This window comes from Rhodospirillum centenum SW (assembly GCF_000016185.1).
GTDB classification, from domain to species: domain Bacteria; phylum Pseudomonadota; class Alphaproteobacteria; order Azospirillales; family Azospirillaceae; genus Rhodocista; species Rhodocista centena.
Window position 1 is genome coordinate 1751421 of record NC_011420.2, and the last position, 14496, is coordinate 1765916.

The following is a 14496-nucleotide window of genomic DNA, read 5'->3' on the forward strand; positions in this document are numbered from 1 at the left end:
TCAATCCTTGCCGAGCTGGTGCGTCAGCCGCAGCACGGTCTCCGAGCGGCCGCGGCTCCAGTCGCGGAGTGCCGGGCGGCCGCCCGCGGCGAACACCGCCACCGCCTGGAGCAGGTCCTTGAGCTGCTGCGCGCTGCCCGCATCGAACGGGCACCAGGCGCCGCCCGAAAGCCGGGCGATCTGCTGGAAGACGGTGCGGGCGGCGGCGTCCCCGCCCTCCTGGAACATGAAGACCGGCACCCCGAGCAGTCCCAGCTCCCCCGCCTGATGGCAGAGCCTGTCGGGGTCCTCCTCGCAGGCATCGCCGACGAAGACCAGGGCCGCCACCTTCTCCGCCCGGGTCTGCCGGAGGGCATGGGCCAGGACCTTGCCGATCTGGGTCTGGCCGCCCTGGCAGGTGACGGCGGTCATCCGCCGCAGCATCTCCGGCGCCCCGGTCAGCCAGGGGCCGGCCTTGCACTCCCCGAAACCGCGGTAGAAGACGAGCTGCACCGCCAGCCCGCCCAGCCCGGCGGCGGCCCCGAACATCTCCGCCTGGATTTGCATGGCGCGGTCCCAGGTCGGCTGCCGGCTGGCGGTGGCGTCCAGGGCGAAGACCAGCCGGCCCCGCCGGCCCGGCGCCGGGCGCGGCGAGAGCGTCGCCACCTTGCGCAGGAAGGCGTCCACCTGTCGGCGGGTCTCTGTCCCGGCATCCTCCGTCCCGGTCGGCAGCGTGCGGTCCGCCATGGGTCCCCCGTGCTGGTTCCTCGTTCCCTGACAGATGGTGCCACGGATGCCGGGGGTCCAGAAGGCCGGCCTGCGCGGCGGCAGGAGAAGGCGCGGGCGCGCCGGTGCGGGCAGCGGATGCGCGGGCCGCGGCACTCTGCTAGGACAGTCGGCGTTACGCACCCTGCGGGCGGCGGACGGCCGGCCCGGGCAACAGACCCTGGAAAGCGGAGCGGACCGATGGACGGCAGCGGCAAGGCGGCAACCGGGCGGACGGAAACCGGGCGGCCGGGAAGCGCGCAGGCGGAGTGGTGGCGCGGGGCGGTGCTGTACCAGATCTATCCGCGCAGCTTCCTGGACACCAACGGCGACGGCATCGGCGACCTGGAGGGAATCACCCGCCGGCTGGACCATGTCGCCTCGCTGGGCGTGGACGGCATCTGGATCTGCCCCTTCTTCACGTCGCCCATGGACGATTTCGGCTACGACGTGGCCGACTACCGGGCGGTCGATCCGATGTTCGGCACGCTGGAGGATTTCGACCGCCTGCTGGCCGCCGCGCACGACCGGGGGCTGAAGGTCGTCATCGACATGGTGCTGAGCCACAGCTCCGACCGCCACGCCTGGTTCGCGGAGAGCCGGCGGGACCGGACCAGTCCGAAGGCCGACTGGTATGTCTGGGCCGACCCGAAGCCGGACGGCACGCCGCCGAACAACTGGCTGTCCGTCTTCGGCGGGTCGGCCTGGACCTGGGACCCGCGCCGGGCCCAGTACTACCTGCACAATTTCCTGACCAGCCAGCCCGACCTGAACCTGCACAATCCGGAGGTGGTGGAGGCGGTGATGGGCGAATGCCGCTTCTGGCTGGAGCGCGGCGTGGACGGCTTCCGCCTGGACGTGGCGAACTTCTACACCCACGACCGGCTGCTGCGGGACAACCCGCCCCGCACGGCCCGCGCCACCGACGGCGTGCCGGAGCGCAACCCCTATGGCATGCAGGCCCACCTCTACGACAAGACCCAGCCGGAGACGCTGGAGGTGCTGCGCCGGCTGCGCCGCCTGATGGACGAATTTCCCGGCACCTTCACCGTGGCCGAGGTATCGGACGACGACAGCGTCGGCACCTGCGCCCGCTATGTCGCGGGCGCGGACAGGCTGCACACGGCCTATGGCTTCTCGCTGCTGAGCTGCCCGTTCGACGCCGGCAGCCTGCGCGGCCATCTGGAGGCGTTCGAGAGGCAGCCGGGCGGCGGCTGGCCGGCCTGGGCCTTCGGCAACCACGACGTCATGCGCCCGGTGACCCGCTGGGGCGGGCCGGAGCGCGACGCCGCCTTCGCCCGCCAGCTCGTGGCGCTGCTGGGCTGCCTGCGCGGCACGGTCTTCCTGTTCCAGGGGGAGGAGCTGGGGCTGCCGGAGGCGGATGTGCCCTACGACCGGCTCCAGGACCCCTATGGCCGCACCTTCTGGCCGGAGTTCAAGGGCCGCGACGGCTGCCGGACCCCGATGCCCTGGACGACACAGGCGCCGTCGGCCGGCTTCACGGCCCCGGACGTGGAGCCCTGGCTGCCGGTCCCGCCCGCGCACCTGCCGCTGTCCGTCGCCGCCCAGGAGGGCGATCCGGACAGCGTGCTGGCCTTCACCCGCGCATTCCTGCGCTGGCGCAAGGGGCAGCGGGCCCTGACGGGTGGCACGATCCGCTTCCTGGACACGCCGGAGCCGATCCTGGCCTTCGTGCGGGAGATGGCGGGCGCGCCCCCCCTGCTCTGCCTGTTCAACCTGGGCCGCGACCCCGCCGTGTGGGAGCCGGCCGGCGACGCCGCCCTTGTGATCGTCGCACAGGCCGGAGCCCCCGGCGCGGTCGCCGGCGATGCCCGCCATCTGGCCCTGCCCGGTCATGGCTTTTCGATCGCGGTATTGGAGGGTTAGCCTAGCCCGGACGGCTAGGGGCGTCGCTACGAAATGGTTGCCCGCACCGTGCCCGTTTCGGTCTAGAACGAGAAGCGGAGGGTCGGAAGGACAGCGCCGAAGCCTGATGACAGGTGGGGTGAACTTTTGTACTAGTAGGCCGTTGTCGCCATCGGGAACTCGCGTCCACCGCCGACGACGGATCGGCGGATTCAATCAGGGATGCAGTCCCGGACTGCCCTCGGCGCGCGGCCGGAAGCACGCTCAGCAGGATTTGACATGAACATTCTGATTGGCGACGACCATCTTCTATTCCGCGAGGGCCTGTGCCGCCTGCTGACCCAGCTCGATGCAGATGCGAATTTCTTCGAGGCGGGCACGTTCGACGAGGTGATGGAGCTGTGCCAGGGCGATCAGGACTTCGACCTGATCCTGATGGATCTCCAGATGCCGTCCTGGCCGGGCTTCCCGGGCATCCAGCAGATCTGCGAGATCCAGGCCGGCACCCCGGTGGTCATCGTCTCCGCCTCGGAAAGCCAGTCGGACGTGCGCGCGGCGCTGGATGCCGGCGCTTCGGGCTACATCCCGAAATCCTCCAGCGTGAAGATCATGCTGAGCGCGCTCAACCTGGTCTTCTCCGGCGGCATCTACGTGCCCCCGGCGGCGATCCAGGGCGAGGGACAGTCCAGCGGGTCCGCCGCGCAGGGCGGTGGCCATGCCTCCGGCCCGGGGATGCCGGCCCTGACGCAGCGCCAGCGCGACGTGCTGCGCTGCCTGCGCGAGGGCAAGTCGAACAAGCAGATCGCCTATGAGCTGGGCCTGTCGGAGGGGACGGTGAAGATCCACGTCACCGCCGTGATGCGGTCGCTGGGCGTGCGCAACCGCACCCAGGCGGTCATCGCCTCGGCCGACATGCAGCCCTGATCCTTCGCCCGCATCCCCTCCCCGCTCTCCGCCCATTCTCCGACCCGCCCGCGCGTGCCCCGTGACCCATCCGGACCCGTCTGCTGCCGTCCCGGTCGGTGAACCGACCGGGCTTACCGCCTATCTCGCGGCCGAGGACCACCTCGACCCGCTGCTGGAGGAACTGGGGCCCGTGCAGTCCGTCCATGGCCGGCTGGTGCTGGCCGAAGGACCGCCGCGCCCCGCCGCCTGGGCGCAGAACATCTGGTATGACCCGGTCCGCATCCCGATCGCCTCGATCAAGCAGGGGGCGAAGGCGCTGCGCGCGATCCAGCGCAACTGGGCCCCCTATGCCGCGGCGCACCACCGGCGCACGCAGCTCATCCAGGAGAACCTGCCGCACGTCTCGGCCCGGCCGCTGGCCTTCCCCGACCCGGCGCCGACGGCGCCGCTGGGCTCCTGGACCCTGCTGGACGAGACGACGATCCTGGCAGCCGCCCGCTGCTCCAGCCCGTTCCGCAACGGCGAGGTGGTGTTCGAGGAGAACCGGACGGCCCCGCCCAACCGTGCCTATCTGAAGCTGTGGGAAGCCTTCACCCTGGCCGGCCGGCATCCGGGTCCGGGCAGCGTCTGCCTGGATCTGGGGGCGAGCCCCGGCGGCTGGACCTGGGTGCTGCACTCCCTGGGCGCGCGGGTGCTGGCGGTGGACAAGGCGCCGCTGGACCCGGCCATCGCCGGACTGCCCGGCGTCGAGGTCCGGCAGGAGAGCGCCTTCGGCCTGAAGCCGGCGGAGGTGGGGCCGGTGGACTGGCTGTGCAGCGACGTGATCTGCTACCCCACGCGCCTGCTGCGGCTGGTGGAGGGCTGGCGGGAGACGGGGCTGGTGCGCAACTTCGTCTGCACCCTGAAGTTCCAGGGCGAAACGGACCACGCCACGGCCCGCAGCTTCGCCGCGATCCCGGGATCGCGGCTGCTGCACCTGTCGCACAACAAGCACGAACTGACCTGGATGCTGCTGGACCCGGCCGGCTGAGAGGCGGGCCGGGGCGCAGCGACGGGCGGGTGTCGGGGCGTCAGCCCCGCCGCACGGCGAAGTCGATGGCCGGCCGCATCGCCACCGCCGCGGCATGGCCGATGGCGATCAGTTCCTCCGCCCGGTCGAAGTCCAGGATGCCGATATGGCCCAGCCGCGGCTGGATCAGCACGTCCGGCGGCTCGCCCGCGAGCCGGGAGCGCGTGATTCGGTCCTGCATGATGTCGATGGAGCCGGCCAGGATCTCCAGCACGTTCGGCATCGGCTGCTTCTCCCCCAGGACCTGCTGGGCGAGGCTGCGGGTCCGCTCCCCCACCGTGGCGGTGACGCGGCCCAGCATCTGGGCGAACGGCCCCTCCCCCAGCCGCGGCATGCCGGTACTGACCAGCGGCGGGGCCGTGTCGGGCGGCACCGCCTCGGCCGTTGCGGCGCCGGGGATGGCAGCGGCGGCCGTGGCCGCCGCCAGCCGCGGCAGGGTGGAGAGGTCGCCGTTCAGGTTCACGGCGATCACCACATCGGCCCCCATGGCGCGGCAGACGGAGACGGGCACCGGGTTGACCAGCGCCCCGTCCACCAGCCACTGTCCGTCATGCTCCACCGCCGGGAACAGGCCGGGCATGGCGGCCGACGCGCGCACCACGTCCAGCAGGTGACCCTCGCGCAGCCAGATCTCGCGGCCGGTGGCGATGTCCGTCGCCACGGTGGCGAAGGGGATCGGCAGCGTCTCGATGGCGATGTCGGTCTTCTCGTTGCGGAAGCGTTCGAACGCCTTCTCCACGGCCACCAGGCCGCCGCGGGAGAAGGTGATGTCGATCAGCTTCAGCAGCTCGATCATCCCCATGCCCTCGGCCCATTGCTGCAGGTCGTCGAGCTGGTCGGTCAGCCAGGCCCCCCCGACCAGCGCGCCGACGGAGGTGCCGCAGATCAGGTCGGGCCGCAGCCCCTGCTCCTCCAGCGCACGCAGAATGCCGATATGGGCCCACCCTCGGGCAGCCCCGCTGCCGAGGGCGAGACCGATGCGCAGCTTGTTCATGATCGACGCCTATTCTCCGGACGGTCAGCCCCCCGGCGCTTGCGCGAAGGTGGGGGCACGGGCGATAACCTAACGCGATTTAAGCGAAGGGATGTTCCATGCGCCATCTTCTCGCTGCGCTGCTGTGGCCGGTGCTGCTGACAGCCTGCATCGTCGGCTACGGCATCGGCTGGGCCGCGGGCCGGCCCGTCCTGGCCTTCAACCTGACCTATTTCGGGCTGGCCGCGGTGCTGCTGGTGCTGGAGCGGCTGATGCCCTTCGAGCGCGGCTGGGCCCGGTCGGACGGGCAGATCTTCAACGACATCGGCCACACCGCCCTGAACAAGGGGATCGGTCAGGCCATCGCCGCGTCGGCCGCGCTGGCCGGGGTGGCGGAGGCCGGGCCGGTCGAGGCCGGCGGCTTCTGGCCGGGCGGCTGGCCGCTGGCGGCGCAGGTGGCGCTGGGCCTGCTGGTGGCGGAGTTCGGGCTCTACTGGGCGCACCGGCTGGCGCATGAGTGGCCGGCGGCGTGGCGCTGGCATGCCGTCCACCACAGCGTTACCCGGCTCTGGGTCGTCAACACCGGGCGCTTCCACTTCCTGGACTCCCTCTGGAAGACCTCCTTCGCCCTGGTGCTGGCGCTGGCCGTGGGCGCGCCGAAGGACGTGATCCTCTGGGTGCTGGCGATCACCACCTATGTCGGCTTCATGACCCACTGCAATGTGGACATGCGCTGCGGCCCGCTGAACTGGGTGTTCAGCACGCCGGAGCTGCACCGCTGGCACCACAGCCGCGACCCGGCGGAGGGCAACCGGAACTATGGCGAGAACCTGATCCTCTGGGACGTGGTGTTCGGCACCCGCTACCTGCCCGACCGCCGGCCGCCGGCCGGGATCGGTTGCGACGACCCGGTGCCGGCGGGGTTCCTGGGCCAGCTCGCCTATCCGTTCCGGGCGTGGGCAGGCCGGACAGGGGCGGGCCGGACGGAAGCCGCGCGCGACGGGGCGGACTGACCGCCCCCCTTTACGCCGCCACGCCTACGCCCCGCCCCCGCCCCGCCTACGCCGCCATGCCGCAGGCGTGGCCGCTGCTCCAGGCCCACTGGAAATTGTAGCCGCCCAGCCAGCCGGTGACGTCCACCGCCTCCCCGATGGCGAAGAGGCCGGGAACCGCCTTCGCCTCCAGGGTGCGGGAGGAGAGCGCCGCCGTGTCGATCCCGCCCACCGTCACCTCCGCCGTGCGGTAGCCCTCCGTCCCCGCCGGCCGCACCGTCCAGGCATGCAGGAAGCCGGCCAGGGCCGCCAGCTCGCGGTCGGGCATCTGCGCCATCGGGCGCCCCGTGACGCCCTGGGCGGGCAGCTCCGCCTCCAGCAGCCGTTCGGCGAAGCGGCGGGGCAGCAGCTCCGCCAGCACGGTCTTCAGCTCGGCCCGGGGGCGGCCGCGCTTCAGATCCTTCAGATGGGCCAGCAGGTCGCGGTCCGGCGACAGGTCGATCACCACCGGATCGCCCTCCCGCCAGTAGCTGGAGACCTGGAGGATGGAGGGACCGGAGAGGCCGCGGTGGGTCAGCAGCAGCGCCTCGCGGAAGCGCGCACCGTTGCAGGAGACGGCGCCGTCCAGCGCGATGCCGGACAGATCCTGCGTCCGGGCCAGATCGTCGGGTGCGAAGGTGAAGGGCACCAGCCCCGGCCGCGGCGCCACCAGCGGCAGTCCGAACTGGCGGGCGACGCGGTGGGCGAAGTCGGTCGCCCCCATCTTCGGGATGGAGAGGCCGCCGGTGGCGAGCACCAGGCTGTCCGCCGTGAAGCGCCCCTGCCCCGTCTCCACCAGAAAGCCGCGGCTGCTTGCGCCGTCGCTGCCGTCCGGCCGGGACACCGCATCCACCCGGCAGCCCAGCCGGATCGTCACGTCCGCGTCCGCCGCCTCGGCCAGCAGCATGGTCACGATATCCGCGGCCGAGCGGTCGCAGAAGAGCTGGCCCAGCTTCTTCTCGTGCCAGGGGATGCCGTGCCGTTCCACCAGCGCCAGGAAGTCGTGCGGCGTGTGCCGCTTCAGCGCCGAGATGGCGAAGTGCGGGTTGGCGGAGAGGAAGCGGCGCGGCTCCGCCTCCAGGTTCGTGAAGTTGCAGCGCCCGCCGCCGGAGATGAGGATCTTCTTCCCCGCCGCGTCGGCATGGTCGAGCACCAGCACCCGCCGGCCACGGCGGCCGGCGAAGATGGCGGCATAGAGCCCGGCGGCGCCGGCCCCGATGATGAGGACGTCGGAATGGGTCACGGGAGAAGAAGGCCCTATTCGGCCGCGGAGGCGAGGAGCCGGCGGAGGGTTTCGGGATCGCGCTCGATGGCGAGCAGGAGGGCGCGGGCCGGCGCATCGGGGCGGCTGCGGTGCTGCTCCCAGTCGCGCAGGGTGGTGATCGGCAGTCGGAAAGCCTGGGCGAATTCCGCCTGCGTCATGCCGAGGCGCTGGCGGATCACCTTGACCCGCGAGACACGACGCATCTCCGCCAGTTGCCCGGCGGTCAAGGGCCGGGCGTCCGGATCGGAGCGGGCCGCCGCCACCACCTCCTCCTCGGAGAGGGTGGAAAGCCGGTCCCAATCGGTCCGCCCCGCGGGGGGACGGTCACCAGGAGTCCGGGTCGCCGGCACGGTATCGCTCCTTCTCATCGCGGGTCGCCCGGCGGGCCGACAGGATGCGGCAGGTCTCTTCCTCGTTCACCGTGGTGACAACGAAAAGGATGCCGCCTGCCGCAGCCCCGATCGTCTGGACCCGCTCCTCGCCATAGGCGAAGCGATCGTCGATCCGCTCCAGGCGGTCAGGGTCTTCCAGGGCCGGGATCGCATCCCCGAAGCAGACACCGTGCTTTCGCCGGTTCGCTTCAGCCTTCTGCCGATCCCAGACGTACTGCATCGCCCGATACTACCGGATACCGGTACTTCCTGCAAGGAGGGTTGGCCCGGCGCCCGTCAGTCGGGATCGACCCGGCCGCGCAGCTTCTTGACCTGGCCGCGGACGGACTTCTTCTGCATCCGCTCCCTCTGGCTGGAGCGGGTGGGACGGGTCGGGCGGCGGATGGGCTGGCGCTCGGTCGCCTTGGCGATCAGTTCCACCAGCCGGGCGCGGGCATCCTCGCGGTTGCGCTCCTGGCTGCGGTACTTCTGCGCCGTGATGATGAGCACGCCCTCGTCCGTCATGCGCCGGCCCGCGAGCGTGCGCAGCTTCGCCTTCACCCAGTCCGGCAGCGAGGGCGAGGCGGCCACGTCGAAGCGGAGCTGCACCGCCGTCTCCACCTTGTTGACGTTCTGGCCGCCGGGACCGCCGGCGCGCAGGAAGCTCTCCTGCAGCTCGGCCTCGTCAAGGGCGATGAAGGGGGTGATCTGGAGCATCGGGGCGCTTCCCTGGGCGACGCGGCACCGGCGCCCGGCCGGGCGTTGGCGCGTTACCTATACAGGGCCGGGACCGCGGCCGCCAAGCCGCGGTCCCGGCACGCCGCGGGACAGGGAGAACCGACATGACGGAGAACGGACAGGGCCGGAACCGCCGGCCGCGGGAGGACAGGCTGGACCGCGGGGTGAAGATCTTCTACCTGGCGACACTGGCGCTGATGCTCTACGGCGCCGTGTCGGCCCTGCTGCGGCTGGCCTGAGGGCGGACCGTCACTGCCCGCCATACTCCGTCACTGCGGCCTTGACCGCCGTCGCCACATCCCCGAAGCCGTAGAGATCGGGCTCCCCCGGACAGGGGCTGGCGTTGGAGAAGACCGGTTCACCGAAGATTTCGGAAAGTTCCTGCGCCCCCTCAGCCGCGGTCTGATAGTCGGTGAGGCCGGTGCAGGACGCCGCATAGTCGATCCGGCCCTTGAACTCCGGCGTGGTTGAGGTCTGGACGAGATCGACGCAGCGGGCCTTGCGGTCGATCGTCGTATAGGTCGGGGGCGCGGTGCCGACCCCCTTGGTCACGGCGATCAGGCGCGTGTAGATGTTGGCCTGCACGTCCTCCATCATCTCCTGCGAACAGCTCAGAGTCAGGCCGTTGTAGAAGCTGATCGCCGCCTTGTGCGCGAGGATGCTCAAGGTGAAGTTCGGCGTCTCGCTGTTCGGATCGACGTTCTTCCCGATCGCATCGTTGATCATCGCCAGCCCGTAGCCCTGGCCCTGGTAGGCCGGGACGGTACAGAGGAAATCCAGTTCCACCGTGCTGCCGCTGCGGGAATAGGCGTAGTAGCCGACCGTGTTCCCGTTGTCGGCGCACTGGTAGCGCCTGGGCTGCGTCTGCGTCCGGACCGCGGCGGCCTGCTGCGCGCCCTTGTAGGTATATTTGAGCGGATTGTTCTTGTAGAGGAAATTATCCTCCCCATAGAGCCAGTTATCCGTGGGGTTCGTCCAGTCACCCGAACAGTTCGACTGGATGCTGGCGTCGATGGCCGTGCTGAACACCTTATACGTCTTACCGTTCTTGTCCTTCAGCACCCCCTGGTTCTGGAAATTGAAGTCGCCATCGACGGACTGCTGCACGGCCGTGCAGGTCAGCGCCGCCCGCACCGGGTCCGGCAGAAGCAGGCAGGCACCGGCCAGCAGCGCGGCCGGAAGACTGCGGATGCCAGGGCCACGCGCGGTACGCGGCGCGGGCATGGGGGTGGGTGAGGACGGCATGGGGACCTCCTGTCGCAAGGATTCCGGGCTGGGAACGTCCGGGCGCACGGCCGCGGCGGCGCCAGGGGAGCCCCGGCGCGCAAAGTGAGTACAAGTATTCGATTAGGCAATTATAGTAATGAGAGCGCTCTCATTGCAAGTATTTTTCTCCGGCGGATAAACCTGTAGGCGGTATCCGCCGGCGTGCCGTTGCCCAGGCCCGGACCGCGCGCCATCTGAGGGGAATGAAGCCCGCCCCTTCCCTCATCGCCGTCCTGGCGGCCCTGATGGCCCTGACCGCTGCCCTGCCGGCCGCGGCGCAGAACCCGCTGCTGGACCCGCCGGGCACCAGCACCGGCCGGCGGCCGGCGGCGCCGTCCGTTCTGGAGCAGGAGCGGGCACGGAGCTACCGCAACCAGGTCGGCCCGGACCTGCGCGAGCGGGAGCGGCTGGATGCGCTGGGCCGGCTGGACCCGATCGAGCGGCGGGAGACGGACGAACTGCGCCGCAGCCTGTACCGCCAGGACCAGGCGGTGCGGCCACCGCCGCCCCTGGCCCCCACGGACAGGCAACTGGACTCCACCCTGCGGCCGGAGCCGCTGCCCGGCACCGGCTATCCGCCGCCGCGGCTGGGCCGGGGCGGGGCGACGCTGGAGCGCTCACTGAGCCGGACACCGCCGCGCAAACCGTCTCCGCCGCCGGAACGGTGACGGCCGGAGAACGGCGGGCACCCGGAACGAACGGCTGCCGGAAGGGTTAAAGGCATCAGGCCGCGTCACCGGAAACAAAGACAGAGGGGAGACATGGACGTCCTGCGCATCGTGCTTGCCATCCTGCTGCCACCGCTGGGGGTCTTCCTCCAGGTCGGCATCGGGCTGCATGTCTGGATCAACATCCTGCTCACGATCCTGGGCTATATTCCCGGCATCATCCATGCGATCTGGGTGATCGTCTCCGTCCGCTGACCGGCCTGCCCGAACCGCCATGGCCCACCACCGTCCGCACCGCGTCGATCCTGCGGCCATCGCACACCTGCGCGACCTGTCCCACCTGCTCGATTCGCGCTGGACCATCCCGGGCACGGGCATCCGCTTCGGCCTGGACGGCGTCGCCAGCATCGTGCCCGTCGTGGGCGATTCGCTGACGGGCGTCGTCTCCGCCTACATCGTCTGGCAGGCGCGGCGGATGGGCGTACCGGGATCGACCCTGGCGCGCATGGTCTGGAATGTCGGGGTGGACTGGGCCGTGGGCTCCATCCCGGTGGTCGGCACGGTGTTCGACGTGGCCTTCAAGGCCAACCGGAAGAACATGGCGCTGCTGAACCGCCATCTGGACACGTTCGAGGATCTGGCGGCCGAGCGGCAGCGGATCGGACCGTAGCCGGCCGGGCGGCGGAACCCGCTGGCGCGCGGCCGGTCGCTGCGCTACATCGGCGGCATGCAGACGTCCGCCTGGTTGTACCCTGCCGCTCTCCTGCTGCCCTGGCTCGCGGCCCGCTTCCTGACCGGGCGGGTCACGGCGGAGCTGCGCCGACGGCAGGTGCTGGACCGGCCCAACCACCGCTCCAGCCACACCCTGCCGACGCCGCGGGGCGGCGGCTGGGGCGTGCTGCCCGTGATCTGGACCGCCTGGGTCCTGCTGGGCTGGCAGGCCGGGGCGCTGGCCGGAACCGGGCCGGTGCTGGCCGCGAGCGCGCTGCTGGCCCTGGTCTCCTGGGCCGACGACATGCGCCCGGTGCCGCCCCTGCCCCGGCTGGCGGCGCAGGCCCTGGCCGTGACCGCGGGGTTGCTGGCGCTGCCCGGCGACGCGCTGCTGTTCCAGGGCCTGCTGCCGCTGCCGGCGGACCGGCTTCTGGCGGCGCTGGGCTGGCTCTGGTTCGTCAACCTCTACAACTTCATGGACGGGATCGACGGCATCACCGGCAGCCAGACGCTGTTCCTGGGCGCGGGCGTGGCGCTGCTGCTGCTGCTGGCCGGGCAGCCGGGACCGGAGGCCGCCTACGGGCTGGCCCTGGCCGGGGCCGCGGCCGGGTTCCTGGCCTGGAACTGGCGGCCGGCGCGGGTCTTCCTGGGCGATGTGGGCAGCGTGCCGCTGGGCTATCTGACCGGCTGGCTGCTGCTGACGGCGGCGGCCGAGGGGCTGTGGCTGCCGGCCGCGATCCTGCCGCTCTACTATCTGGCCGATGCGACGGTGACCCTGCTGCGCCGGCTGCTGCGCGGCGAGCGCGTCTGGCAGCCGCACCGGGAGCATTTCTACCAGCGCGCCGTGGACCGGCTGTGCCGGCACGACCGGGTGGTCCTGGCGATCCTGGCGGCGGACGCCGTGCTGCTGGCCGTGGCGGCCGCGACCTTGAGCCGCCCCTGGGCAGCGCTGGCGGCCCCGGTGGCCGTGCTGGCCCTGCTGGCCTGGATGGCGCGCGGTCCCCTGCATGCCCGTGTCGCGGAGAATTCACGCGGCCTGCCGCGATAAGCCCTTGCGTCCCGGGGCGGATTGCATAATTTAACGTCACGACGCACCCGCACGTGCCCCTGGCCCGAGCGGGGCCTGCTCCCGGGAGGTTCCCCTCCCCACCGGCGCGCCCCGCTCCCTCGTGGTTATGCAACGACGTTAGGCGTCCTTTTTGGCAGACCCGGTCAACCGTGGGCCGGTTCCCGAGAGGGAGGCAGTAATGATCGCTTTGCAGGCCCGAGCCATGAGTATCTGATCCCGCCGGGTCATCGAATCTCGTCTGTTGACGCCTTGCGGCCCCCGCGTTCGCGCTCCCGGCCCGGCAATCACGACGCGAGACCGGCTCCCCCACTCTGATCGCCGCTTCCGGAAGGCCCCTGCCCTCCGGACTCCAGCTTTCACCGTATCCCGACCGTGCCCGTGGGGCCGGACGGGACAGGGCCTCGCCCCGGCGCGAGGATCGAGGGTCGCTCCATGGGTCAGATCCGCTACCGTTCCGCCGTCTCCCCCGTCCGCCGCAGCTTCGCCCGCCCGGTCGAGCTGCCGGACGTGGACGCCACCGTCGCCGCGCTGCGCCCGGCGGAGCCGCTGCACTGCCTGCGCCCCGCCGTGCTGAAGGCGACGGCCCGGCGCTTCGTCGCCGCCTTCACCGAGGCGGTCGGCGGCGATGTGCTGTACGCCGTGAAGTGCAACCCGGACCCGGCCGTGCTGCGCGCGCTCTGGAAGGGCGGCGTGCGCCATTTCGACTGCGCCTCCCCGGCGGAGGTGCGGGTCGTGCGCAGCATGTTCCCCGAGGCGGTCATCCACTACATGCACCCGGTCAAGAACCGGGCCGCCATCCGGGTGGCCTACCGGGAGCTGGGCGTGCGCGACTTCGCGCTGGACAGCGTGGAGGAGCTGGCGAAGCTGCGCGAGGAGACGGGCGATGCCCGCGACCTGGGGCTGATCGTCCGGCTGGCGCTGCCCAAGGGCAACGCCACCTATGACCTGTCCGGCAAGTTCGGCGCGGCCCCCGATGCGGCGGCCGGCCTGCTGCGCCGCGCCCGCGCCCTCTCCCCGCGCATCGGCGTCTGCTTCCATGTCGGCTCGCAGTGCCTGACGCCGGACTCCTACGGCGACGCCCTGCGGCTGGCCGGCGGGGTGATCCGCGCCAGCGGTGTTCCGGTGGACGTGGTGGATGTGGGCGGCGGCTTCCCCGTCAGCTATCCCGACATGACCCCGCCGCCGCTGGACGCCTACATGGAGGCCATCCGCGCCGGCATCGCCGGCCTGGGCCTGCCGGCCGGCACCCGGGTCTGGTGCGAGCCCGGCCGCGCCCTGGTGGCCGCCGGGTCCAGCGTCGTCGTCCAGGTGGAGAAGCGCCGCGGCGACGAGCTGTTCGTCAATGACGGCGTCTACGGCAGCCTGTCCGACGCCGGCGTCCCCGCCTTCCGCTTCCCCTGCCGGCTGGTCCGGCCGGCGGGGACGGACACCGCCCCCCTGATGCCGTTCAGCTTCTGGGGGCCGACCTGCGACAGCGCCGACCGCATGAAGGGTCCCTTCCTGCTGCCGGCGGACGTGCGCGAGGGCGACTGGATCGAGATCGGCCAGCTCGGCGCCTATGGCGCCACCCTGCGCACGGAGTTCAACGGCTTCGACCAGGCCCGCCTTGTCGAGGTCGCGGACGGTCCGCTGCTGGAAACCCCGGGACACGGGGTCCCGGCACGGTTGCCAGCGAAGTAACCTTACGTCACTGTGAAGTCTGGCGGACCGCGCCGTCGAAAGACGTCGCGGCCGTCTTTCTGTTGTCAAACGTCAGTAGTTTCCCTTCACCCAACGAGCTTCTGGAGGCACCGAGCCTTCGAGCGTTCCAGCCCGGAGCA

The 14496-nt window shown here is 71.4% G+C and carries 17 protein-coding genes; 10 read left to right on the plus strand and 7 right to left on the minus strand.

The window, feature by feature from the left end; genetic code table 11:
* Positions 1-726 carry a vWA domain-containing protein gene (locus RC1_RS08155; protein WP_012566884.1) on the minus strand — a complete coding sequence of 242 codons (726 nt, stop codon included), beginning with the start codon at positions 724-726 and terminating at the stop codon, positions 1-3.
* A gap of 219 nt (positions 727-945) precedes the next feature.
* Between RC1_RS08155 and RC1_RS08160 the strand changes: the two genes are divergently transcribed.
* The 3 genes from RC1_RS08160 (at position 946) to RC1_RS08170 (ending at position 4546) form a co-directional block, all read left to right on the plus strand.
* A complete protein-coding gene (locus tag RC1_RS08160) occupies positions 946-2631 on the plus strand; it encodes an alpha-glucosidase (RefSeq protein WP_012566885.1) in 1686 nt (561 codons plus the stop codon).
* A 258-nt stretch (positions 2632-2889) separates the two neighbouring features.
* Positions 2890-3534 (plus strand): LuxR C-terminal-related transcriptional regulator, encoded by a 645-nt coding sequence (locus RC1_RS08165; RefSeq protein ID WP_012566886.1) that lies wholly within the window; start codon positions 2890-2892, stop codon positions 3532-3534.
* 61 nt (positions 3535-3595) lie between these two features.
* Complete coding sequence (locus RC1_RS08170; RefSeq protein ID WP_012566887.1) at positions 3596-4546, plus strand: SAM-dependent methyltransferase; 951 nt, start codon at positions 3596-3598, stop codon at positions 4544-4546.
* Positions 4547-4586: 40 nt separating this feature from the next.
* Here RC1_RS08170 and RC1_RS08175 read toward each other — a convergent pair whose 3' ends face one another.
* Complete coding sequence (locus RC1_RS08175) at positions 4587-5579, minus strand: patatin-like phospholipase family protein (RefSeq protein WP_012566888.1); 993 nt, start codon at positions 5577-5579, stop codon at positions 4587-4589.
* Positions 5580-5677: 98 nt separating this feature from the next.
* Here RC1_RS08175 and RC1_RS08180 point away from each other — a divergent pair, with 98 nt between their 5' ends.
* Positions 5678-6571 (plus strand): sterol desaturase family protein, encoded by an 894-nt coding sequence (locus RC1_RS08180; RefSeq protein ID WP_012566889.1) that lies wholly within the window; start codon positions 5678-5680, stop codon positions 6569-6571.
* A gap of 46 nt (positions 6572-6617) precedes the next feature.
* Here RC1_RS08180 and RC1_RS08185 read toward each other — a convergent pair whose 3' ends face one another.
* Genes RC1_RS08185 through arfB form a run of 4 tightly spaced genes read right to left on the minus strand, consistent with a single transcriptional unit; the run spans position 6618 to position 8941 of the window.
* Positions 6618-7832, minus strand: coding sequence for a BaiN/RdsA family NAD(P)/FAD-dependent oxidoreductase (locus RC1_RS08185; RefSeq protein WP_012566890.1), 1215 nt, complete (start codon positions 7830-7832; stop codon positions 6618-6620).
* 14 nt (positions 7833-7846) lie between these two features.
* A complete protein-coding gene (locus tag RC1_RS08190) occupies positions 7847-8203 on the minus strand; it encodes a helix-turn-helix domain-containing protein (protein ID WP_041785233.1) in 357 nt (118 codons plus the stop codon).
* The gene (locus RC1_RS08195; RefSeq protein WP_012566892.1) at positions 8178-8465 is read right to left on the minus strand and encodes a BrnT family toxin; all 288 of its coding nucleotides are present in this window, start codon (positions 8463-8465) and stop codon (positions 8178-8180) included. Before RC1_RS08195 ends, RC1_RS08190 begins: the two co-directional genes overlap by 26 nt.
* A gap of 56 nt (positions 8466-8521) precedes the next feature.
* Positions 8522-8941, minus strand: a complete 420-nt coding sequence (gene arfB / locus RC1_RS08200) for an alternative ribosome rescue aminoacyl-tRNA hydrolase ArfB (protein WP_012566893.1) — start codon at positions 8939-8941, stop codon at positions 8522-8524.
* A 125-nt stretch (positions 8942-9066) separates the two neighbouring features.
* Here arfB and RC1_RS22490 point away from each other — a divergent pair, with 125 nt between their 5' ends.
* A complete protein-coding gene (locus tag RC1_RS22490; protein WP_012566894.1) occupies positions 9067-9201 on the plus strand; it encodes a hypothetical protein in 135 nt (44 codons plus the stop codon).
* Between the two features lie 10 nt (positions 9202-9211).
* Here RC1_RS22490 and RC1_RS08205 read toward each other — a convergent pair whose 3' ends face one another.
* Positions 9212-10207 carry a GNAT family N-acetyltransferase gene (locus RC1_RS08205; RefSeq protein WP_012566895.1) on the minus strand — a complete coding sequence of 332 codons (996 nt, stop codon included), beginning with the start codon at positions 10205-10207 and terminating at the stop codon, positions 9212-9214.
* A gap of 224 nt (positions 10208-10431) precedes the next feature.
* Between RC1_RS08205 and RC1_RS08210 the strand changes: the two genes are divergently transcribed.
* From RC1_RS08210 to RC1_RS08230, 5 genes are all read left to right on the plus strand, one after another.
* A complete protein-coding gene (locus RC1_RS08210) occupies positions 10432-10896 on the plus strand; it encodes a hypothetical protein (protein WP_012566896.1) in 465 nt (154 codons plus the stop codon).
* Between the two features lie 93 nt (positions 10897-10989).
* Complete coding sequence (locus tag RC1_RS20735; protein ID WP_012566897.1) at positions 10990-11151, plus strand: YqaE/Pmp3 family membrane protein; 162 nt, start codon at positions 10990-10992, stop codon at positions 11149-11151.
* Between the two features lie 19 nt (positions 11152-11170).
* The gene (locus RC1_RS08220) at positions 11171-11566 is read left to right on the plus strand and encodes a DUF4112 domain-containing protein (RefSeq protein WP_012566898.1); all 396 of its coding nucleotides are present in this window, start codon (positions 11171-11173) and stop codon (positions 11564-11566) included.
* 75 nt (positions 11567-11641) lie between these two features.
* Positions 11642-12655, plus strand: coding sequence for an MraY family glycosyltransferase (locus tag RC1_RS08225; RefSeq protein ID WP_234703850.1), 1014 nt, complete (start codon positions 11642-11644; stop codon positions 12653-12655).
* Between the two features lie 453 nt (positions 12656-13108).
* Complete coding sequence (locus RC1_RS08230) at positions 13109-14356, plus strand: type III PLP-dependent enzyme (RefSeq protein ID WP_012566900.1); 1248 nt, start codon at positions 13109-13111, stop codon at positions 14354-14356.
* Positions 14357-14496: the final 140 nt, after the last annotated feature.

Excerpts from the sequence above, each read along its gene's own strand:
- RC1_RS08155 (WP_012566884.1), bottom strand. The coding sequence starts at position 726 with ATGGCGGACCGCACGCTGCCGACCGGGACGGAGGATGCCGGGACAGAG.
- RC1_RS08160 (WP_012566885.1), top strand. The coding sequence starts at position 946 with ATGGACGGCAGCGGCAAGGCGGCAACCGGGCGGACGGAAACCGGGCGG.
- RC1_RS08165 (WP_012566886.1), top strand. The coding sequence starts at position 2,890 with ATGAACATTCTGATTGGCGACGACCATCTTCTATTCCGCGAGGGCCTG.
- RC1_RS08175 (WP_012566888.1), bottom strand. The coding sequence starts at position 5,579 with ATGAACAAGCTGCGCATCGGTCTCGCCCTCGGCAGCGGGGCTGCCCGA.
- RC1_RS08180 (WP_012566889.1), top strand. The coding sequence starts at position 5,678 with ATGCGCCATCTTCTCGCTGCGCTGCTGTGGCCGGTGCTGCTGACAGCC.
- RC1_RS08195 (WP_012566892.1), bottom strand. The coding sequence starts at position 8,465 with ATGCAGTACGTCTGGGATCGGCAGAAGGCTGAAGCGAACCGGCGAAAG.
- arfB (WP_012566893.1), bottom strand. The coding sequence starts at position 8,941 with ATGCTCCAGATCACCCCCTTCATCGCCCTTGACGAGGCCGAGCTGCAG.
- RC1_RS22490 (WP_012566894.1), top strand. The coding sequence starts at position 9,067 with ATGACGGAGAACGGACAGGGCCGGAACCGCCGGCCGCGGGAGGACAGG.
- RC1_RS08205 (WP_012566895.1), bottom strand. The coding sequence starts at position 10,207 with ATGCCGTCCTCACCCACCCCCATGCCCGCGCCGCGTACCGCGCGTGGC.
- RC1_RS08210 (WP_012566896.1), top strand. The coding sequence starts at position 10,432 with ATGAAGCCCGCCCCTTCCCTCATCGCCGTCCTGGCGGCCCTGATGGCC.
- RC1_RS20735 (WP_012566897.1), top strand. The coding sequence starts at position 10,990 with ATGGACGTCCTGCGCATCGTGCTTGCCATCCTGCTGCCACCGCTGGGG.
- RC1_RS08220 (WP_012566898.1), top strand. The coding sequence starts at position 11,171 with ATGGCCCACCACCGTCCGCACCGCGTCGATCCTGCGGCCATCGCACAC.
- RC1_RS08230 (WP_012566900.1), top strand. The coding sequence starts at position 13,109 with ATGGGTCAGATCCGCTACCGTTCCGCCGTCTCCCCCGTCCGCCGCAGC.